The following is a 22,190-nucleotide window of genomic DNA, read 5'->3' on the forward strand; positions in this document are numbered from 1 at the left end:
GTCTTGTCTTTCTTATTTTTTGCAAAAATTTCTTTCTGTGGCTATAATATACACTCACGCATACACATGGAGGAGAGCGGTGAAAACGGTTGGTATTGCCTTGGTAGGATTTGGGACGATTGGTTCAGGGGTGGTAGAGATCCTTCAAACACTCGAAAAGACAATAGAAAAGCGTACAGGTATCTCTCCTGAGCTTCGCTGGGTGGTGGACAAGGATATCACGACTCCCAGGCCGGTAAAGGTGGAAAAAGCAAAGTTGACCACGGACTATAGAGAGGCTTTGTCTGATCCAAAGGTAGATATTGTGATAGAACTGGTGGGAGGCAAGACCTTTGCTTATACCCTCGTAGAAGAGGCTCTCAAAGCAGGGAAGCATGTGGTCACAGCCAACAAGGCTCTTCTTGCTGAGAGGGGAAAGGATCTTTTTTCCCTTGCCAAACAGATGAAAAAAAGCCTTGCTTTTGAGGCCAGTGTCGGAGGGGGAATTCCTATCCTCCGGACTATTACCCACTCCCTTGTAGGCGATGTCATCGAAGGGATCTATGCGATTGTCAATGGCACCACAAACTATATCCTCACCCAGATGTCTCTCTCTCATCGTTCCTTGGATGAGGCTTTGCGTGAGGCCCAAAAGAAGGGTTTTGCGGAAGCTGATCCTACTCTTGACCTGAATGGGGACGATGCTGCCCACAAGTTGGCTATTCTGGCTTCTTTGGCCTTCCACACTGAGGTGGAGTTCTCCCAGGTCTATTATGAGGGGATAGAACACATTGCCCTTGAGGATATTCTCCATGCGGAGAAGATGGGATATGTGATCAAACTCTTGGCCATTGCCAAAAGAGACAAAGACAATCGGCTCGAACTTCGGGTTCACCCAACCCTTGTTCCTCAGGACAATCAACTTGCTTTTGTTCATCATGAGTACAATGCGATTCTGGTGGAGGGTAGGTACTTAGGAACCTCTATGTACTATGGAAAAGGGGCTGGTTCTCATCCCACGGCAACCGCGGTTGTGGGTGATGTCATGGCTATTGCCGAACACCTTGAAACAAAGTCGTTTGAGCTCTTTCGGGCGTATCAAAAACTGGAGGTCAAACCCATTGATGAGGTTTATTGTCGCTATTATCTTCGTTTTCATGTCCTTGACCAGATGGGGGTACTCGCCAAGATTGCTAGTATCTTTGGCGAGTATGGTATCAGCATAGCTTCAGTTCTTCAACCGGAACAAAGTGAAAATGAATACGTTCCGTTGATTATGACCACGCACGAAGCCTCGGAGAAGAAGATGCGACTTGCCCTTGAGGAGATTTCTCATCTCTCTTTTGTGAGGGATAGGGTGGTGATGATTCGTATCCTTGATGGGAGGGAAAAATAGGAGGGTATATGAGAAAAATCCTTCTTCTTGTTCTCTTTCCCCTGTGTTTGTGGGGAAGGAGTGCTTTTTGGAATGAGAATTTTCATCCACTTGAGGCTTCTTTCTGGGAGAAAACCACCAATATGGATCCCATAGAGGGCTTTCTCACGGTGGCGTGGCTTACCAACAGGGAGAGTATTTCTTTCTATGCTTCTCAGTGGCAAAGTGTGATCACAGAGCTCCAGAAGCAACATTTCACGAGTGATTCAGAAAAAGCGGAAAGGATTTTGCTTGTTCTTCATGAACGCTTTCTAAAACGTTACCGGGAGACGGCCAATACGGTTTCTGGGGTATTCCAAACAGGCGAGTTTAATTGTGTATCTTCCTCGCTTCTGTACGCCCTTTCAGCAAGAGCCTTAGGGTTTCCTGTGAGGTTAAATATCTATACCACACATGCAAGACCAGAGGTATTTGTCAACAATCAGTGGGTGGAAGTAGAGGCCACTACTCCCCTTGGCTATAACTTCCGACAAAAGACCCAAGCCCAGCAGGACTTTGTGAGACTCACTTCTTTTACTGATGAGCGGGTGCCAAGAGCGGTGATTACCAATCTCATTCAGTGGTACGCCCTCTGGTATGCCAACGAAGTCTATATGCAGGTACGGAGAAGGGACATATCCAATGCTTTTCAGTTGGCTTTGAGGGCTATGGAACTGGATAACACTATCCCCTTTGTTCGTACCAATGGGATTGCCGCCTATCAGGAGTATTCTTCTTTTCTCTGGAATCGAGGTGTTACCAATGACGCCATGGCAGTATTAGAGGAGGGGATACGAATCTTTCCTGAGAGCCTTATTCTCAGTAATAACTATCAGTTTTTTGTGTATAATACCATCTTAGGGATGCTCAAGGATGGGCGTTTTGTGGAGGCTAGACAGAATATTGGGAAATATCGCCCCATCTTGATGGAAAGAGAAGAACTTATCGCCTCTGTGTATCAGGAGCTTCTCTATCGACTTATCCAGACCAATGCCTATGAAGAGGCCTGGACAACTCTTCAGGACGTCAAAAAAGATTTTGGCGAGCGAAGCTGGTACAAAAAGGTGTCAGGCTTTGGGATGGATTCTCTTGTCAAGAAACTCATCAGTGAATGGAAGCTGTATCCCAAGGACGAAAATCTTGTGCTTCAATGGTATCAGGATTTAACAGGTATAGAAAGAGATATTTCTCTTGCTGAATATTATAATAGTATTGCGTTTGCCTATAAAGAGGCGGGTTTGTGGCAGAGGGCTGTGGAGATTCTTCAGCGAGGGATTCAATTCCTTCCCACCTCTTCCGTTTTACGAAAAAACCTTGCTGCCCTTTATATTATGCGGGGGAATAGTTCTTCTTCTCAACGGGAGAAGTTGAACTGGTACAAAGAGGCCCTGCAGTATGATAAGGATAACTGGGAGATTGACAGGGCTATTCTTGTGACTTACCGAAGCCTTGTTGAAGAATATGTGAACAAAGAAGACTGGAAGTCTGTTCTTGAGTATGCTGAAGAAGCACTCACTCAGTACCCCAACGACAAGCAACTTCAGTATTATAGAGATTATGCGAAGCGAAAGCTTGGGAGATAAAACAAAAGGATAAAAAAAAGACAAGGAGAGAAGCATGGGCTTTAGCTGTGGAATTGTGGGGCTTCCCAATGTGGGAAAATCCACCCTTTTCAATGCCCTCACCCGGGCGGGAGTGGCCAGTTCTAACTATCCCTTCTGTACCATTGATCCCAATGTGGGAATTGTTGCCGTCCCGGATGAAAGACTGGATACCTTGGCTAAGCTCGTGGAGGCCAAAAAGGTTACCCCTACCACAGTCCAATTTGTGGATATTGCGGGGCTGGTGAAGGGTGCCAGCCAGGGAGAAGGGCTTGGAAACCAGTTTCTCTCTCATATTCGAGAGGTGGATGCTATTGTCCAGGTAGTTCGTTTGTTTGAGGACAAGGATGTCATCCATATTGGGGAGGTGGACCCTATTCGAGACCTTGAGATTATCAATATGGAACTCATCTTCAAAGACCTTGAAACGATAGAAAATATTTTGGCCAAACGAACCAAGATGGCCAAAGCCGGCAATAAAGAGGCTCAACAAGAGGTAGAGCTTCTCGAAAGGATCAAATCCACTATCCAGGAGGGTGAACTCATCAAGAATATTCCTCTCACAGCAGAGGAGAAAAAAATTGTGGATGCGTATCAGTTTCTCACGGCGAAACCCCTCTTGATTGTGGCCAATGTGAGTGAAAAAGAAATCACCACCTACGAAAAAAATCCGCTCTATGCCAAACTCAAAGCCAAGGCTGATACCCTCAAAGCAGATATCATTGCCCTTTCGGCCAAGATTGAACAGGAACTCTCTGAACTTGATCCCGCTGAGGCGAAAGAGTACCTGAAGGATCTGGGGCTTGAGAAAAGTGGGCTGGAAAGATTGATTGTCGAAGGGTACAAAATCTTGGGGCTTATTACCTTTTTCACGGCTGGAGAAAAGGAGACACGAGCCTGGACCATCCCCAATGGGACAAAAGCCCCTCAAGCCGCAGGGGTGATTCACTCCGATATGGAAAAGGGTTTTATTCGAGATGAGGTTGTTTCTTATGAGGACTTTGTGAAACATGGGAGCTGGGCCGCTCTCAGAGACAAAGGGCTTATCCGCTTGGAAGGCAAAGACTATGTGATGCAGGATGGTGATGTGATTATTGTCCGTTTCTCCGTATAGTATGTCCATAGAGATAAACAAGGATTTTACACAGGTTCTTGAAGCGCTTCAAAGAGGGGAGAATATCTTTCTTACAGGAAAAGCAGGGACGGGGAAGTCCACTTTTTTGCGTTATTTTCTTGAGACTAGTAAAAAAAGTATTGTAGTTCTTGCTCCCACTGGTGTAGCAGCGCTCAATGTTGAGGGACAGACCATTCATTCTTTTTACGGCATCTTTCCCGTGAATACGGAGAGGGATATTCCAGAGATTTTAGAGAGACGGGGACATGTATTGTACGATATTCTTTCGCAAACGGATCTTCTTGTAATTGATGAAATCTCCATGGTGAGAGCCGATCTCCTCGATATGATGGAAAGGATAACAAGAGAGGTTTTTTCAAAAGGCAAAAGAAAACATGAGAGAGAACGTGCTTCTCTTCCCTTTGCAGGCATTCAGCTCCTTTTTATCGGGGATCTTTATCAACTTCCCCCTGTGTTGAAGAGTACAGAAAAGGAATTTTTCAGTACGATGTATGATTCTCCCTATTTCTTTTCTGCAAAATGTTATCCCTCTCTTGCGATGAAAATCTACGAACTGGAAAAGATCTATCGTCAAAGTGATAAGGTTTTCATTGATATTCTCAACCGTATTCGAAATGGTACGGTGACAGATGAGGATATTGCCCTTTTGAATGAGCGCTTTGATCCTGATTTTGAACCAGGAGAAAAGCAATATATTTATCTCACTACCCACAATGACATTGTCGATGAAATCAACCAGAGGGAACTCCAGAAGCTTCCCTCATCGGAAAAGACCTATCAGGGGAAAATTCAGGGGGAGTTTTCTGAAAAAGACATGCCTACCGATTATGAGCTGGTTCTCAAGAAGGGGGCCCAGGTCATGTTTCTCACCAATGAGCCCTCAGGTGCCTGGGTGAATGGAACCATAGGTCGTGTTCTACATTGTGGCAGAGATGTTGTTGAGGTGGAGCTTGACGATGGCACAGAAGTGGAGGTCCAGCCCTATACCTGGACATCCTATCGGTATGAAACGGTGGGAAAAAACGAGGTGAAAAAGACCGCTATAGGGAGTTTTACCCAGTTTCCTTTGCGACTAGCATGGAGTATCACCATACACAAATCCCAGGGGAAAACCTTTAGCCACGTTATCTTAGATATGAAAAAAGGGGCTTTTGCCAGTGGTCAGACCTATGTGGCTCTCAGTCGTGTGACCAGTCTGGATGGGCTTGTTCTCAAACACCCCATCAGAAAAAGCCATGTCAAGGTGGATTCTCATATTATTCGGTTTATGACAGGGGCACGATATCAACAGGCAGAAGAGGCAAGACCCCTGGAAGAAAAAAGAAGCCTTCTTCAAAAGGCCATAGACGAAAAGAAACTTCTTGAGATGGTGTATCTCAAGCCCGATGATACAAAAAGTCGCCGCGTGATTCTTCCCCTTTTTGTGGGAACCATGGAATATCACGGGAAAACTTTTGAGGGGTTACGGGCTTTTTGCCACTTGACAGGAGAAGAGAGAACCTTTCGGCTTGACAGAATTCTTGAGATTTATGAGCTTTCTTCCCAAGAAAAGAAAATATAAAAAGAGACCCTTGTATGGATGTTTTCTTTTCCCGTCTTGGTCAGGGGCTACGCCCCTCTTCCCCGCTTTTTCCATTAACAAGGGCTTATTTGTCTTTTTTGTTCAAAGGAATAGTTTTATCTATTACGTTAAGGAACATTTTTATACTATTTTTTGTTTTTTACCACTTTTTTGAGACCTTTGCCCATTCGTGCAAAGGTCTCAAAAAAAATCCTTCTGCAGGAGTTTCTGCAGAAGGATAGCTCTCATAGGTTTTCGTAGGTTCTTCAGGAGGCATATACCCTGAAGTCTATTTCGGGGAAGATATTATCCCGTTTTTCCACCTCACTCAGCCAGGCTTCGTCAATGGAAACCTGGACATGGATCATCTCATAGAGCCTGTTGAAACGGGAGATATGGAGTTTGGTCCGTTTCACTGCATAATCCACCATGGTTCCTGTTCGCATGATGAAGGCCCAGTCGGATGATTGGGCTAAAAGAAGCTCTCTTGCAGCCTGATTGAGAGCGCGGATAACGACTGGGTTCTGGTTTCCACGGTAAGTATTGGCCAATTCTCTCATCCGCTCGGCCATCTTGTGAAGATGGGGATAAATCCAGTCGTTGGTACCATTGAGCCAGAACTCACAGTATCCCTTGTATCCCCAGCTGCAGAGGGGAGGGGTGGCTACTTGATTGTGGGGGAACATCTCAAGATATTCAGGAGCGGTGATCATCCCAATCTTTGGATGAGTGGCGACCTTCTTGATGACATGGTAAAGAAAATCAGGTCCTTCAAACCACCAGTGTCCAAAAAGTTCAGCGTCATACATAGACACCACGACAGGGGGACGATCCATGAGGGAAGCCACATAGTCGATCTGTTGTTCTCTTCCGTAGAGAAAGTGCTGGGCATGTTCCTGTACCTTTTGTTGAGCAAGTTCCACGTCATAAGGGAGTTTGTGATCCATAGGGGTTTCTTTGCTTGTGATACGGTGGTACTTGATACCCGTGGCTACCCGAAGTCCACTCTCATGAATATAGGGTTTGATATAGTGATGTTCCAGATCAAAGCCAATATCCCTGTAAAATTCCCGGTAAGCCCCATCCCCTGGATATCCTTCTGTGGATGACCAGACCGTGTGAGAGGTATCCACATCACGGGCAAAATAGGCTACCCCATTGGGTGTTTGCATGGGAGCAAAAACCCCATAGAGGGGTTTTTCAGAGGCATGAAGGATACCATGGGTATCCGTGTAGAAGAAACGGATCCCGGCCTCTTTGAGAAGATGTTCCAGTCCCGGGTAGTATCCACACTCAGGATTCCATATCCCCCTTGGAGCACGACCAAAATGTCGGGCATAATCCTTCACAGCCACCTGAATCTGAGCCCGCACAGCCTCTGGGTGGACACTCAAGAGAGGAAAAAAACCATGAGTGGCTCCACTGGTGAGAATTTCAAGAAAACCAAGATCCTGAAAACGGCGAAAGGCTTTGACAAGGTCTTTTTTGTAGGTTTCTACAAAGGTTTTTCGCACTCTTTTGAAACGATCAAGATAGAACTGGGCGAGTGTCAGGTACTCCGGAACAAAGCGATTGCGGACGACTTCCTGTTCAGCCAGTTGAATAAGCTTATCAATATGCTGAACGTATCGATCCTGCAGAAGAGGATCGGTAAGCATATTGGCAAGGGGAGGGGTAATGGACATGGTGAGCCGAAAAGGTACATTTTCTTCGGCTAACTGTTCAAAAACCCACAGGAGGGGTATATAGGTCTCAGTAATAGCCTCATAAAGCCATCTTTCCTCGATCACGTCCTTGTACTCAGGATGGCGGACAAAAGGAAGATGGGCATGAAGTACTAACATCCAGTATCCCTGTTTCATAGCTTCTCCTCGTGGATTTTTATACTACTATCATAAGGCAAAATAAGAGAAAGTCAATATTTCCTCACTGAAAAATTTTTGTTTGATGTTTTTCTTCTTGACTTCTTATTTGTTGTGGTGTATACTATAAACCGGAGGTAAATGATGTCTTCTCTTATTTCCCTCTACAAGGCCCTTACCAAGAGTGTTTCTGAAGAAGAGGCAGAAGAGGTCATTCAGGAACTGGAGCTGTACATCAAGGAAATCAAAGAAGAACACGCTACCAAACAGGATATAGAGCATCTACGAGAGGATTTCAGACTGCTTCTTGAACAGATGGATAAGCGGTTTGAACAGGTAGAGAAACGTTTTGAGCAAGTAAATAAACATTTTGAGCAAGTAGACAAACGTTTTGAGCAAGTAGATAAACGTTTTGAACAAGTAGACAAACGTTTGGAGCAAGTAGATAAACGTTTTGAGGAAATGGACAAACGTTTAGAGCTCATGAGAGAAGAAATGAATAAGCGTTTTGAGTTGATGGATAAAAGATTTGAGTTGGTTGACAAACGATTTGAAGAAGTCAACCATCGTTTTACCATGATAATGTGGTTTATAGGTATTCTTGTTACCTTATCCACAGCCATTATGAAGTTTTTGTAGTAGAACGGAAAAAAACTTGAAAAACCATCCAGAGGAGGATATCATGAGAAGATGGCTACTTGTCATGATGGGAATACCACTTGCGCTTTTTTCTGCTACCGTAAAAAACCAGATTCAGTGGTTGAATGCGGTGTATTTTAGCGGAGGGATAGAAACCAAGGTAGTGGTTTCCCATGAGGAGAAATTTCCTTTCCTGCAGGGAAAATCTCTTTTGACAAAGGAGAATTTTCTTCTCTGGAAGGTATTTGGAGAGATTTCTCCTGTTTCCTTCAATGCAGGAGGAGAAGTGAGTCTCTCTCCTTTGGCTATTCTGGTTTTCAGTGGCGGGGGAAAGGTTGGTACAGGGTGGACGTTTCTTTCCTTCACCGGGTTGGCGCTCAATCCTTCTTCCAACACGAACCATACCCAGACACCAACACCTTTTGGAGGGGCTGTTATAGAACTATGGGGAAAGGGGGCTTTTCAGTTTGATACAGGGGCCATCATACCAGGAGAATGGTCTCATGTCCTTCTCTATACTGAGCATGCCTTGAATTACCGTATGCTTACCTCAGCCGATGAGACGACACCATGGCTCTATGAGGTCGATAGTGGACAAAATTACAATGGGTGGCGATATCTCACCACCTCTGTGATTGCTTATCAAATGCCCCTCCTCTTGAGAAATATCGGATGTCTTCTTTCAACGACAACAAGGATTTCTCATAGGGAAGATTCTCCGTTGGCTTCCTCTGGTTGGGGCTCTGATTATACCGAGTGGGTATTTGGGCCTTTGGCCTATTTTGAAGGGAAACATCACTCCCTTACCATTCTTTTGCAGTGGTATACTGAGCGACAGTATTCCTTGAAAGAAGGACATTTCACCACATGGAAATATGAGAAAACGGATGTGAAGCCTTATCGTATAGCGCTGAGTTATGCGTATCGCTTTTGAGGGGTAGGAGTTGTTTTCAAAAATCGATAGACCTCTTCTGTATGCCGTGTTTTTTCTGATGATTGTGGGTGTTCTTTTTGTGTTTAGTGCCAGTTCGTATTTTTCCCTTCGCTATACGGGAAATATTTATACCTATGCCATGAAACAACTGCTTTTTATGCTTATTGGGTTCATGGGTATGGTTTTCATGGCCCATTATGATTATACCCGGCTTCGCTTCTGGATTAAACCCATGGTACTGGTGACGTTTGTTCTTCTTCTTCTTGTTTTTGTGCCTGGGCTTGGAAGTGTGCGCGGTGGGGCAAGACGCTGGATTAGCCTTGGGCTTTTTGATTTTAACCCGGCTGAGTTTGCCAAGTTAGTTGTTATTATCTACCTTGCGCATATTCTCACCAAGAAACAACAGAAGCTTCAAAATTTTACTTTTGGGCTTTTGCCCCCTCTTCTCATCGTAACCGCGATGTTTTTTATCATTTTGATGCAATCAGGGTTTTCTATTGCCACGCTGCTTTTGGCGGTGGGGCTTATCATGTTTTTTGTTGGAGGAGCTTCTATCAAGCATCTCCTGAGTGTGGGGCTTCTCAGTCTTCCTGTTCTGGTGACCTTTGTGATTCAGGTTACCTACAGAAAGGCGAGAATCCTCTCTTTTCTCAATCCCTGGGATGATCCCTATGGACGAGGGTACCACCTGATTCAATCGTACAGGGCTTTTGCGGGGGCTGGGTGGTTTGGAAAGGGGCTTGGGAATTCAGTCCAGAAGTTAGGTGCCTTGCCAACTCCTCACACTGATTTTATTTATGCGGTGATCACAGAGGAGTTAGGGCTTCTTTTGGCGCTTCTTCTTTTAGGGATTTATATCTTTATTTTCCTGAGGGCTTTTTTGATTGCAAGACATGTGAGAGATCCTTTCGGACAACTTCTTGGGTATGGGATAGCCTCTCTTTTTGCTCTTCATGTGATACTCAATATCGGTGTGACTACAGGAGTACTTCCCCCAACAGGGGTGAGTCTTCCTTTTCTCAGTTATGGGGGATCGTCTTTTGTTATGTTTTCTTTAGCCATGGGTATTCTTCTGAATCTCAGTGCCTCAACCCACGAAGAGGTGAAGGAAACCTGGCGAGAGATTCACGAGGATTTTCAAACGACGATGGAAGAATAACTTAGGTAAAAGGCTACCTTTTGAAAGCCTTGAGAAGAAAATGGAGAACTATGCCTCCCCCTGCCATGGTAAAGACAATAGTCGCTGGGTTGAGACGAGAGGTGAAATTTTCAAAGGCAACCTGCCATGAAGAGGAAGGCGTTTTCTTACCAGAGGTTTTGGAAGAAAGGGGAGACCACATTCTCTCCCACCAGGAAGAAGAGCCTGAAGACTTTTTTTGAACCGTTGGAGAGGAAGACACTGTTTCGCCTGAGTCTTTGGTAGCGACGGTTTTTGGTTTTTCAGGAGGGGTTTGTCTGGTTTGTTTTTTCATGTCGCAGCTGAAAGAAAACACCAGCAGGATACATACACAAAAAAAGAGCATTCTTTTCATTGGATTCTCCTTGATATGATATATCGACACAAAAAGAAAAAAGTAAAGAAACGAGACCTTTGCACATTCGTGCAAAGGTCTCAAGAAAGTAATAAAAAAACAAAAAGTAGTATAAAAATGTTCCTTTCCATAATAAACAGGCCTATTTTTTTGGATAAAAAAGACAAATAAACCCTTGTGAACAGAAAAAGCGGGGTTTCAGGGGCGTAGCCCCTGACCTAAACAGGGGAAGAAAACACCCGCGCAAGGGTCTCAAGAGGGATTTGCCTTGTTCTTTGCTTTTTTTCCCGAGAAGAAGTATAATAATAACCATCGATATACAAGGAGCGGCTATGGGCTCTTATGATCGTTATTATCATCGAATGCCTGATGGTACCGTAAAACAGATTAACCCCTTTAACCAAACAGAGGTGTGGTCTGTTTCGGAGAGGGGGTACAAGGCCTTTTTCCCCAACGGGCAGGAAAAGGAACTTCTCACAGAACCAGTGAGAGAACCAGAGGATTATTGCCATTTTTGTGAGAAAAATTGGGAATATATCACGCCACAGAAGGCGAGACATTTCTTTGATGGGAAAGAGTGGAAAACAGAGTATTGTCTTCTCCCTCATCAGGTGAAAGACTCACGAGGGATCCACTTTCGCCGTGTAGGTAATCTCTTTGAGATTGTGGGGTACAATTACTGGACGAAAAACTATCAGTACCGTATGGCGGAACATATCAGAAAATGGAGGGATGCTTACCTGAGTGATCCGGAAGGCATGAGGCACGTGATGAATGTGCTTGCCCTCAAGTATGAAAAATTGGGCATCAGGTTAGAGGACAAGACCTTTGAAGAAAAGTTAGAGAGAATTGATGCCTTTTTTGGTGGGTGCCATGAACTTATTTTAGGGCTCAGGCATTATAAACCCGGGGCAAAATACGCCACTGATCTTTTTTCGGCGGGCGATTTTACTCCGGAAGAACACTTTCAATATATGATGTTTACGATTGATACCATGCGATCTATCAAGGAACAAAATCCTTTTGTTCGTTATATCTCTATCTTTCAGAACTGGCTCAAGCCAGCGGGGGCTTCTTTTGATCATCTTCACAGGCAGTTAGTGGGACTTGATGAGTGGGGTGTTCAGTTAGAACGAGAGATTCGAGAGGTAATGAAAAATCCCAATATCTACAATGAGTTTGGGGTCAATTTTGCTATTTATAATTCATTTTTGCTCTTAGAAAATGAATTTGCTATTGGGTATGTGGAGATAGGCCATAGGTATCCTACCATTGCTGTGTATTCCAAGAGTCGAGAAGGAACTCCCCTTCATCAGACCCCCCAGGAGATCCGTGGCATGAGTGATCTTGTGCATGCTGTTCATGTAGCGTTGACGTCGGAGATTACCTGCAATGAAGAATGGTATTATACCCCCTTTGACTCGTTGTATGTGCTTCCCTGGCGAATCCTTGTAAAGCTTCGCTTCAATGTGCCTGCGGGTTTTGAGGGTAACACAAAAATCTATATCAATCCTATTTCACCGGAACAACTCACAGAGATTATGACGGAGAGGCTATTGAAGGCCAGAGAAACAGGTCGTTTTGCCCCGGGGATTCGGATTGGGGCTGAGGTCAGCAGAGAACCCAATCCACTTCTGTACTCACGGAGATAGTATGGTGTGGATAGAGATATTTTACACTATTGTCTTTCCTGTTTTGTTGATCTTTGGGATCGGGTATATTTTGGGCAAAATTTTTCACTGGCATCACCAAACCCTCTCCACGTTGTCTTTGTATCTTTTAACTCCTGCCCTGATCTTTCAGGCTATCTACTCCCATCCTGAAGTGATCAATCTCTATTTTCTTCGACTTCTGGTGGTGGTATCTCTTCTGGTCGCACTATCCTTTGTCCTTATATGGTTCATAGCTCGTTTTTTCAAGTGGGAAGAGGGTATCACAAGAGTAGTTGTTCTGACGACTACCTTAGCCAATACAGGGAATTTTGGTCTTCCTATTACCGAAGCGGCGTTTGGAGGAGAAGGGCTTGCTGTGGCTTCACTTCTTCTTGTGATTTATTCGTTTTTTACCCATACGTTTGGGGTTTTTGTTGCCGCTAGAGAAAAGTTTCACTGGAAGGATGCGCTCAAAGCCGCGAGTCAAGTTCCTGTTTTTTATGCTATTTTAGTGGCTTTACTTCTGGTGTTTTTGAGAGTAAGACTTCCTGATCCTGTTTTTAAGCCTATTCAAATGATAGGGCTCAGTGCTATTCCTCTTAACCTTATTCAGGTAGGGCTTCAACTTGCTTCTGTTCGTTTTGGAAAGCAGAGCCTTTTTGCCTCTCTTATCAGTTTTGTAAAATTGGTTGTAGTTCCTCTTGTAGCCATTCCGCTTTTCTGGCTTTTGAAGGTGGATGGGATGTATTTCAAGGCAGGGCTTCTCCAAATAGCCATGCCATCAGCGGTCTATACGGCCATTCTCACCACACATTATGGAGGGCGTTCAGAAGTTGCCAGTGAGATTGTGTTTCTCTCTATTCTGATGAGTACGGTCACCTTAACCGTCTGGATAGGACTCCTTCAGAGAGGATTTTTATGAGAAACGGCGAAAAAAGCATAGTTTTTGGCCAAAAAAGCCGAAAATAAGAAAAGGATACAAAAGGAGAGAGCCATGGCTTTTCTTGAGTTTCAGGTTCCTACACTCATTGTGTATGGGATGGATTCTCTTATCCGTCTTCCGGAACTTGCCACGCCAAATTCAGAAAAAGTAGTCATTGTCACAGACAAAAAACCCCATAATTCGGCTGTTGCCCAGAAGGTGAAGCGAATGATTGAGGGATATGCCTATGGGGTGATTATGTATGAAATGAAGCGTTACAACACCCAGGATCTCTTTGAAGGAGTGAACATCACCAAACACGCGCGGGCTGATGTGGTGATAGGCATTGGAGATTCGACGGTGCTTTCTATTGCCAAGGTGATTGCTCAGTTCAGTACTCATGAGTTTCAGCAGGAAGAGGTCAAAAGTCATAGAAAACTTCTCATGAAAAAGGTTCGCTATATTGAGATTCCCACCCTTCAGACCATATGCTGGGGACTTCTTCCTCAGACGTATATCACAGACGATACGGACAAGATAAAAAAACCTTATATTGATAAGGAGTCCGTAGCCCATAGTGTGATCATTGACCCCTCTCTTAGCGAAGAGGTTCCCCTCAATGATATTATCTACTCAAGTCTTGAGGCTATTGCTTATTCATTTGATGCCTATATTTGTAAAAAGGCAAATCCTATTTCTGATGCTTTTAGCCTTCGGGCCATTGAGTATCTCAGTGTCAACCTCAAACGACTCGCTGTAGAAACAGCCAATACCAAGATCAAGGGAAACCTCAGTATGGGAAGTCTCCTCGCTTCATTGGCTATCTACGGCTCTGCGCTTGGTACCTGTGCGGCTACCTCTATGGGACTTGAGTCTCAGACAGGAGTTTCTCAGTCCATTGGCGCGGCGGTTATTCTTCCTCATGTGATGGAATTTAACCTCACCGCGGCTGCGAACAAATTTATTCAAATTGCGGCGGCTTTAGGTGAGAAGGTGACGGATATTTCCGTGATTGAAGCGGCTATTATGGCAGTGGAAGCCATGCGGCGTATCATGCTTGATCTGCATATTCCCCAGCGCCTTTCGGAGTATGGGATAGAACAGGACAGGCTTGAGGCAGCCGCCCGTGTAGCCGGTCAGTATGAATTTTTGACCTATATTCCCCGTCCTGCCAGTAAGAATGAACTGGTAGAGATTTATTCAGCGGCGTATTAAGGAGAAACCTATGGCCCTTGGTCTTCAGGACCTCGAAGCGATCCTTGACATCAGCCAGAAAATTAACTCTCTTGCCAAACCAAAGGATATTCTTCAGGATATTGCGCTTTATGCGGCTCGACTGTTGAATGCAGAGGGAGCCTCTATCTTGCTGGTGGATCAAGAAACGGGAAATCTCCACTTTGAAGTGGCGTTTGGTATAAGTTCTGACAAGCTTCTCTCCCTGGTGGTACCAAAGGGCAAGGGGATCGCAGGACAAGTGGCTCAAAGTAAGCACTACCGTATTGTCAATGATACCAGTCAGGAAAAAGACTTCTATAGTGGTGTGGACAGAATGACCCAAATGCAAACGCGAAACCTTATTGCTGTCCCCCTTCTCCGAAATGATATTGCGATTGGAGTCTTAGAGGTAGTGAATGCCAAGGATGGGGGGTTTGATGAAGAGGATGTGCTTCTTCTCCAGAGTTTTGCCAATCAGGCGGCTATCGCTATATGGAATGCCTTTCTCTATCAGGAGATCAAAGATCGAGCCAAAGAAATGGAGTATCTCTACCGAATCAGTAATCTCACCACTTCATCGTTTAATCCCAAGGATGTCTTCTTTCAGATTGCTTCACTCATTCGAGATGTCTTTGAATCGGAAAGAGTCTCTATCATGTTTTTGGATGAGAAGAAAAACAGTCTCGTGCTTGTCGCCGGTACGGGAATAGATGAAAACCTCACAGAGAAGGTCCAGATTCCTCTTGAATCGGATCGTATTTCTGCGATGGTGATGAAAAAGAACAGGGCCTTCTTTACCAACAATATTGAACAACAGGGTCTCAAGAACAAGCGACTCAGGTACCAGAAAGGAGCCTTCATGGCTGTGCCAATTCGAAGCAAAAATATTCCTGTGGGCGTATTGAGTGTGAGTGAACCAAGGGAGGGAGTGGTCTATTCTCTCGACAAGGTGAAGCTTCTCCAGACTATTGCTTCCCAGGTGGGATACACCCATGACACGCTCAAGATATACCAGGAACGCATTGAGCATGAAAAACTCAGACGAGAGATTGATATTTTGCGCATGCTTCAGAATGCCCTTCTGATCAAGGATTTCACAAGGTTCTCCAAGCTTTCCTTGGCGGCACGTATGACACCTGCAGAGGTGGTGGGGGGAGATTTCTATGATGTATTTGAACTTGATGAGAAGCATATAGGTTTTGTTATTGGAGACGTTTCTGGAAAGGGACTCCCTGCTTCTCTTTTTATGGCTGTTTCTCGAAGTGTTCTCAAGGCTTATGCGTATCAGCTGCGAGAACCGAGTGAAGTGCTCAGTATGGCAAATCACATTCTCTATGATGATTCACGGGTTGGTATGTTTGTGACGGTGTTTTATGGGGTTCTGGATCTTGAAAGCTGTGAATTTCGTTATGCCAATGCAGGTCACAATATGCAGTATGTCTATAGGGGACAGACCAATCAGATTCATCTTCTCTCCGGTCGAGGTATTCCCTTGGGCATACAGCCAAAGACGGAATTTGAAGCCCAGTCGTTGATATTGACCCCCCATGATCTTGTTTTCTTAGTGACTGATGGGGTCCTTGAGGCAAACAATCAAAATGGGATGGAATTTGGTTTTGGGAATCTCAAGCGGGTGGTAGAGAGCTATGGGAATATGAGTGCCTCAGCCTTCGTACAGGCCCTGTTTCGGGAAGTAGAAGAGTGGAGCGAAGGGGTGGCTCCGTGGGATGATATTACTGTTCTTGCGTTTAAGTTAGCCTGAGATATGACAAAACATCCACTTGTTCTCTATCACCACTCTCCACTCATGGGAAGTACGGTGAGAAGCTCCCATGAGTATGCCTACCATACGGTAGAAACACCCGAGGAGTGGAATGCCGTCACTCTCTCACGAAAAAGCCTTGGAGAAAGCTTAGGGTTTCCAAGCATAGTGACCCTTCATCAGACCCATTCTGCTACTATTCATCGAGTTACCGAAGAAACGCTTCCTTTTTTTCTTCAAAATCCCCTGATTGAAGGAGATGGTCTCTGGACAACGCTTGATAGTATTTTGTTAGGTGTTTTTACTGCTGATTGTCTTCCCATTTTCTATTGGGGGAAGGAGGTGATTGGGGTTGTTCATGCAGGGAGGAAGGGAGTCTATCAGGAGATCCACAGGAAGATGATCCTTCAACTTGCCGGGGCTGGGTACGAACCATCAGATATTCGTGTTCTCATTGGGCCACATATCAGAGCCTGTTGCTATGAGGTTGGGGAAGAGATTATTCAGGAAGTTTCTTCTGAGTATGCGCTCTTTCGAAATAATCGGTGGTATCTTGACCTTGAAGCCAAGGTAAAAGAAGATCTTGCCAAAGATGGGGTAAAAAGAATCGAAACCATACCTTTTTGCACCTTCTGTGGGGATAGCCGGCTCTGGTATTCCTATCGTCGTGGAGAAAGAAGATGTCGTCATCTTCACTTTGTCGGCAAAAGACAGCAGATATCTCTCTAAAATAAACAAAAAAAAATTAGGATTTTTGGTGAAAAAATGCGTATATTTTTTATACGGAAAATTCACGTTTCAAACACAAGGTGGCAGATAAAACGACGATGATTCCTGATCATATTCGAGACAGAATTCTTTCCAAGGTTTCCCTTGTCGATGTTATGGAGAGGGAGGGTATCAAGCTTGTTCGCCGTGGGAGGCAATATACGGCTTTGTGCCCTTTCCACAAGGAAAAGACCCCTTCTTTTTCTGTGAATAATGAAGAGGGGTTATACTATTGTTTTGGTTGTCATGCCAAGGGAAATGCTATTACCTTCTTGCGGGAATACAAAAATCTCTCCTACCTTGAAGCGATGGAATATTTGGCTACGATGGTCCATGAGGATATCAAGCCCTACCTTTCTTCTGATAGGGGAGCAGAAGAGAAGAAGCGAAACTATACTGATATGTATCAAAAGGCCATTGAGTTCTACCAGAAAACGCTCTGGTCCGAAAAGGGAAAGGCTGTTGTGGACTATCTTTTTTCACGGGGACTCACAGAAGAGACTATAAAAGCCTTCCGAATAGGGTATAGCCCTGGACCCCAGGGACTTGGGGAGTTTTTGCGTTCCCACGGTTTTGAGTATGCCCAGATGGTGAAGTATGGACTTCTCTCCACTTATGACCACAAAGATAGGTTTGCCGGGCGTATTGTGTATCCTATTTATGATAGGGATGGTTCTCCCCTTGCTTTTGGGGCACGTTTATTTGGGAGTGAGGAAGGGGCCAAGTACATCAATAGCCCTGATACCCTTTACTTCAAAAAAAGTGACGTTTTGTACGGATTTTTTCAGGCCAAAGAGACGTTAGCCAAGGAGAAAAGGGCCTTCATTGTAGAAGGGTATATGGATGTGATAGGGCTTCATCAGGCGGGGATTACCTCAGCCGTGGCTCCTTTGGGGACAGCTCTTACCCTATCCCAACTTGAGTTATTGAAAAGGTATGTCGATACATTAGTGCTTCTTTTTGATGGGGATAATGCAGGTTTACAGGCAGCCTCACGGTCACTTGATCTGATTGTTGAAACCAAAATGGAGAGCAGGGTGGTAATATTACCTCAGGGAATGGATCCCGATGAAATGGTCATTGAACGTGGCAAGGAAGGAATGCATGCCTTTTTAGAAGAGCATGCGATGGATCCTGTGGGTTTCAAGTGGATGTATATCAGGCAATATCAGATGAAAAATCAGCCTGAGAGCAAGCAGATAGAAGAGATGTTCCGTTTTATTCAAAAAATACCACTCCACAATGAACAGGTCAAGGCTATCCAGAAAGTAGCTTCTTTTTTGCAGGTATCGTATGTTATCCTGCATAAGGACTTTGAGCAGTTTGTTTTTCGGACTACCAAAAGGCATCAGACAAACGAAGAGGCTCCTCAACTTGCGGCTATGGCCTCTCAGACTCAGGCAGAGGAACATGAAAGGACGCTTTTAGCGACGCTTGTGAACGCCAATGATCCTATGGTTTTGGATATGGCACAGGCCCTTGTAGAAGAAGAGATGTTTACGAGTGAACGATACCGAACATGGTATCATATTCTTATCACAGAAAGACCCTCAAAGACCTCTTTTTATGACATCATCAAAGAGGACAATGCCCTGTATGAAAAGCTTTTTTCTTTTCAACAGGAAGTACCCGGCGAAGGGATTATGGAACAGATCTATACCTTTCTTGTTCATTACTTTCAGAGAAAACATCACGAGTGTACACTCAAGATTGAACAGGCAGAGAGAAACAAAGAGGATTTTGAGACGGTGAAGTTACTCCAACAGGAAAAGATAGATTGGCAGCAGAGGATTTTTGAAGCCAAAAGGGCATTGGAAGAGCTTCATGCCCAGGTGTCTTTTTGAGAGAAGAGAAAAACAAGGAGGAAAGATAGATGGATTTCGAAGGTATCGATATGGAAACCCTGATGCCTTTGATCAAGTATGGCAAGGAGAAAGGCATTCTCACGTATGATGAACTTCTCCAGAGGCTTCCTGATGATATTGCTTCTTCCCAGGAGAAGGTGGAATATGTTGTCCGAATTTTAGAGGAGAATGATATTACCCTCACCGAAAACATGTTTGAAGAGTTTGAAGAGTTCTTTGACGATGAGGATTTAGAGAGTTTTATCATTGAATCAGAAGAGGACCAGACGGATAATCCCTTGCGTGTTTACCTCAAAAAGATTGGCCGTGTTCCCCTTCTTAGTTCTGAACAGGAGATTGAGATAGCCAGAAAAATCGAAGAGGGCCAGCTCAAAATTCGGACAGCTGTGCATGATTCGGGGATGTTTATCCCAGAAGTAGAGGAAATCACTTCCCGTTTGCTGGATCCAAAGAGTGAGGGAAAATACACAGGACGTCTCTATGATTTCTTCAATCTCCCCAAGATTTATAACATGAATCGCAAGGAAAAGCAGGAACGCATGAAGATTGTGGAGAAAGTAGGGGAGTTCTTGGCGGACTATCATCGTCATGTAGATCCCCTCAAGGAGGCATGGATTACGGCTTCTCCTGAGGAGAGAAAGGCTATCAAAAAGCAAATCAATGAGTTTAACAATGCCTTTTTGGCCTTTGTGCAGAATATTGACCTCAATCCCAAGCTCACAGAGAACGCCGCCGCTAAACTCCAGATGCTTTACCGGGAGATCCTGGAGGCCCAAGACACCTTGAGACTGATTGAAGAGAATAACAACATGAAGATTCCTGATATTCTTGCTCTCAAGGAAAAACACCCTGATAATGAAAGTTTGCAGGCGGTTATTGCCACCATTGAACGGATCCAGCAAAAATTCAAAAACTATGAACGAATGTATACCGCCAGCTTAGAAGACCTTCTTCACTGGGGACAGGAAGTGACTATAGGCCAGCAAATAGTGGACGAGCACAAACAGGAGCTTGTCAATGCCAATCTTCGTCTGGTAGTTTCTATTGCCAAACGGTATATCAATAGAGGGGTCCACCTTTTTGATCTCATTCAAGAGGGGAATATGGGACTTCTTCGTGCCGTGGAGAAATTTGATCACAACAAGGGATACAAGTTTTCTACCTATGCCACCTGGTGGATCAGGCAGGCGATTACCCGATCTATTTCTGAACAATCGAGAACTATTCGTATTCCTATCCATATGATTGAGCAAATCAACAAGATCAAAAAGATCGAGATGGACCTCACCCAGGAATTGGGATATTTCCCTTCCATTGAAGATATTGCTCAGAGAATGGGATGTTCTCCGGACAAGGTGAGAAAGATCAAGGCAGTGGCGAGCGATCCTGTTTCTCTTGAAACACCGGTGGGACGGGACGAGGATTCTTCCTTGGGTGATTTCATTGAGGATAATCGAGCCACCAGTCCCCTTAATTCCACCATGTCCAATATTCTCAGGGAACAACTCTTTGAGATCATCAATCAGCTTCCTTACCGTGAACAGAGGGTTCTGATTCTCCGGTTTGGGCTTGAGGATGGTTGTCCTCACACCCTTGAGGAGGTAGGATATACCCTTGGGGTTACCCGTGAACGTGTTCGTCAGATTGAATCGAAAGCTATCCGTAAACTTCGCAATCCCAAGAATGTGAAAAAGCTCTTAGACTATTAAAAGAAAGCCCCTTGCAGACGCAAGGGGCTTGTGTTTTATTGCCGATTTCTGATAATCATGGTGGGGAGATGATACCTTTCAAGGCGCCTCTGGCTTGTATAGGCCTCTTCTATGGTGGCAAAATACCCCACACGAACCCGGTAATAGGTTTTTCCTTTCACTTTCACCTTCTGTTCAAAGGCATTCCAGCCTGCTTTTCTGAGCTGCTGAATGAGGCGTTGGCTGTTTTGCCTGTTTCGAAATGCCCCGACTTGAATCACATACTTTCCCTGCGAAACAGGTTGCCATCTCTCTACCGCATTGGTAATGGTGATACGATTGGTGAGAACGATGGTATTGGTAACAAAATTGGTCATCACCAACACATTGGTACTGATATCCGGGAGAGAAACCACTTCCGTTTCCTGGGGAACTTCAACCAGAGGAACTTCGTTGGTGATTTCATTGGTGAGGGGAGGTGTCTCTTCAGCAACCACTTCGGCGGTCACAGGGGTGATTTCTTTTCCGGTAAGCCATGGATTAAGAGATGGCCCTGCGGTGAGGGTTTCTTCCGCCACCTGAATTACGGATAATATTCCACTTACGGTGGCAATCACTATCTTTCCATTTACTAAAATGGGACTTGAACGCACACTTCCCCCAAGGGAATACTCCCAGAGAATACTTCCCGTTTCTGCATCAACGCAGAAAAGCCTCCCTGAATAGTCAGCCACATAAACTTTATCCCCTCCTAACACAGGAGAGGCTTCAATAACATTGGAGAGTTTTGTTTGCCAGAGGAGTTGTCCATTGGAGGCTACAAGGCGGGAGAGATAGCCATCATAGCCGCCAACAATGATACTATCTTTGTATATCACAGGACTTGCCGAGAGAGGTTTGGTATTACTGATTCGCCAGGCGACAGTTCCTGTGGTGGTGAGAGCGTAGAGGTTTCCTGTGGACGAACCTATGAAAATGAGATTATTCCATTTGACAGGGGAGGCAAAGAACTTTCCCCCGAGGTTTGTTTGCCATACCAGTTGACCTTTTCTATCAAAACGGCTCACAAATCCACCAAAATCGCCTACATAAACACTCTCCTCATCTACATAGGGACGACCATACACACTTCCTTTGAGGAAGGCATACCACTGCATGATCCCAGTATTGGCGGTAATAGCATAGAGGGTGTTACTCACACTTCCTGTATAGAGGAGATTATCCTGGCTTGCGAGAGGACTTGAAAAACTTTCAGGGAGAGCGACTTTCCAGAGGATGGTGCCATTTTCTGCATCAATAGCATAGAGAACTCCATCTAAGCTTGTAATATACAGATAATTCGAGAGAACAAGGGGTGAAGAGGTAAAAGGGGCATTCCCGACGACACGAAAGAGAAAATTTCCCTCAGGAGAAAAAGCCAAAACCTCCTTTCGGTAGGTAGCCACATAAATATTTCCGTTATAAGCCGTAGGTGTAGCCACAATGAGGCTGTTGAGATTGGTCTGCCATAGAAGAGTCTGCCCCCAGCCACAGGTTATGAGAAAAACCCCCACCACAACCAAAAAGCGAGTCATAAAAACCACCTTTTTAGAAAAGAGTTATTTTATATATCGACAGAATCAGAAAAAAACTGAAAAAACCTTCTCCTTTTGACTTTTTCT

The 22,190-nt window shown here is 44.6% G+C and carries 17 protein-coding genes; 14 read left to right on the top strand and 3 right to left on the bottom strand.

The annotated features are described in order from the left end of the window. Nucleotides 1-79 precede the first annotated feature (79 nt). From BREVNS_RS10025 to BREVNS_RS10040, 4 genes are read left to right on the top strand one after another with little or no spacing between them, the layout of a single operon-like run. A complete protein-coding gene (locus tag BREVNS_RS10025) occupies nucleotides 80-1,375 on the top strand; it encodes a homoserine dehydrogenase (RefSeq protein ID WP_483426871.1) in 1,296 nt (431 codons plus the stop codon). Between the two features lie 8 nt (nucleotides 1,376-1,383). Next, nucleotides 1,384-2,976 carry a transglutaminase domain-containing protein gene (locus tag BREVNS_RS10030; protein WP_483426872.1) on the top strand — a complete coding sequence of 531 codons (1,593 nt, stop codon included), beginning with the start codon at nucleotides 1,384-1,386 and terminating at the stop codon, nucleotides 2,974-2,976. A 34-nt stretch (nucleotides 2,977-3,010) separates the two neighbouring features. Then, a complete protein-coding gene (gene ychF, locus BREVNS_RS10035; RefSeq protein WP_483426873.1) occupies nucleotides 3,011-4,108 on the top strand; it encodes a redox-regulated ATPase YchF in 1,098 nt (365 codons plus the stop codon). A gap of 1 nt (nucleotide 4,109) precedes the next feature. After that, the gene (locus BREVNS_RS10040) at nucleotides 4,110-5,690 is read left to right on the top strand and encodes an AAA family ATPase (RefSeq protein WP_483426874.1); all 1,581 of its coding nucleotides are present in this window, start codon (nucleotides 4,110-4,112) and stop codon (nucleotides 5,688-5,690) included. A gap of 266 nt (nucleotides 5,691-5,956) precedes the next feature. Here BREVNS_RS10040 and BREVNS_RS10045 read toward each other — a convergent pair whose 3' ends face one another. Continuing rightward, on the bottom strand, nucleotides 5,957-7,552 hold the full coding sequence (locus tag BREVNS_RS10045; RefSeq protein ID WP_483426875.1) for a glycoside hydrolase family 57 protein: 1,596 nt from the start codon (nucleotides 7,550-7,552) through the stop codon (nucleotides 5,957-5,959). 144 nt (nucleotides 7,553-7,696) lie between these two features. Here BREVNS_RS10045 and BREVNS_RS10050 point away from each other — a divergent pair, with 144 nt between their 5' ends. The 3 genes from BREVNS_RS10050 to ftsW are packed head-to-tail and all read left to right on the top strand — an operon-like array spanning nucleotide 7,697 to nucleotide 10,284. Further along, entirely contained in the window at nucleotides 7,697-8,191 is a 495-nt protein-coding gene (locus BREVNS_RS10050) for a hypothetical protein (protein WP_483426876.1), read from the top strand. Between the two features lie 43 nt (nucleotides 8,192-8,234). Then, nucleotides 8,235-9,125, top strand: a complete 891-nt coding sequence (locus BREVNS_RS10055; protein ID WP_483426877.1) for a hypothetical protein — start codon at nucleotides 8,235-8,237, stop codon at nucleotides 9,123-9,125. A 10-nt stretch (nucleotides 9,126-9,135) separates the two neighbouring features. Beyond that, entirely contained in the window at nucleotides 9,136-10,284 is a 1,149-nt protein-coding gene (ftsW, locus tag BREVNS_RS10060; protein WP_483426878.1) for a putative lipid II flippase FtsW, read from the top strand. 13 nt (nucleotides 10,285-10,297) lie between these two features. Here ftsW and BREVNS_RS10065 read toward each other — a convergent pair whose 3' ends face one another. Further along, nucleotides 10,298-10,657: a hypothetical protein gene (locus BREVNS_RS10065; protein WP_483426879.1), complete on the bottom strand. Its 360-nt coding sequence runs from the start codon at nucleotides 10,655-10,657 to the stop codon at nucleotides 10,298-10,300. A 332-nt stretch (nucleotides 10,658-10,989) separates the two neighbouring features. On the opposite strand from BREVNS_RS10065, the gene BREVNS_RS10070 reads away from it, so the two are divergent. From BREVNS_RS10070 to rpoD, 7 genes are all read left to right on the top strand, one after another. Next, on the top strand, nucleotides 10,990-12,309 hold the full coding sequence (locus BREVNS_RS10070) for a DUF4921 family protein (protein WP_483426880.1): 1,320 nt from the start codon (nucleotides 10,990-10,992) through the stop codon (nucleotides 12,307-12,309). Nucleotide 12,310: 1 nt separating this feature from the next. Then, entirely contained in the window at nucleotides 12,311-13,231 is a 921-nt protein-coding gene (locus BREVNS_RS10075) for an AEC family transporter (RefSeq protein ID WP_483426881.1), read from the top strand. Between the two features lie 72 nt (nucleotides 13,232-13,303). Further along, the gene (locus tag BREVNS_RS10080; protein WP_483426882.1) at nucleotides 13,304-14,446 is read left to right on the top strand and encodes an iron-containing alcohol dehydrogenase; all 1,143 of its coding nucleotides are present in this window, start codon (nucleotides 13,304-13,306) and stop codon (nucleotides 14,444-14,446) included. 10 nt (nucleotides 14,447-14,456) lie between these two features. Further along, a complete protein-coding gene (locus BREVNS_RS10085) occupies nucleotides 14,457-16,208 on the top strand; it encodes a SpoIIE family protein phosphatase (RefSeq protein ID WP_483426883.1) in 1,752 nt (583 codons plus the stop codon). A gap of 3 nt (nucleotides 16,209-16,211) precedes the next feature. Further along, entirely contained in the window at nucleotides 16,212-16,937 is a 726-nt protein-coding gene (locus tag BREVNS_RS10090) for a purine nucleoside phosphorylase YfiH/LACC1 family protein (protein WP_483426884.1), read from the top strand. Nucleotides 16,938-17,035: 98 nt separating this feature from the next. After that, the gene (dnaG, locus tag BREVNS_RS10095; RefSeq protein WP_483426885.1) at nucleotides 17,036-18,820 is read left to right on the top strand and encodes a DNA primase; all 1,785 of its coding nucleotides are present in this window, start codon (nucleotides 17,036-17,038) and stop codon (nucleotides 18,818-18,820) included. Between the two features lie 29 nt (nucleotides 18,821-18,849). Then, complete coding sequence (gene rpoD, locus BREVNS_RS10100; protein ID WP_483426886.1) at nucleotides 18,850-20,550, top strand: RNA polymerase sigma factor RpoD; 1,701 nt, start codon at nucleotides 18,850-18,852, stop codon at nucleotides 20,548-20,550. Between the two features lie 35 nt (nucleotides 20,551-20,585). On the opposite strand, the gene BREVNS_RS10105 is transcribed toward rpoD, so the two are convergent. Further along, nucleotides 20,586-22,103 (bottom strand): outer membrane protein assembly factor BamB family protein, encoded by a 1,518-nt coding sequence (locus tag BREVNS_RS10105; RefSeq protein ID WP_483426887.1) that lies wholly within the window; start codon nucleotides 22,101-22,103, stop codon nucleotides 20,586-20,588. Nucleotides 22,104-22,190: the final 87 nt, after the last annotated feature.

Source organism: Longinema margulisiae (assembly GCF_025266855.1).
Classification (GTDB): Bacteria; Spirochaetota; Brevinematia; order Brevinematales; family Thermospiraceae; genus Thermospira.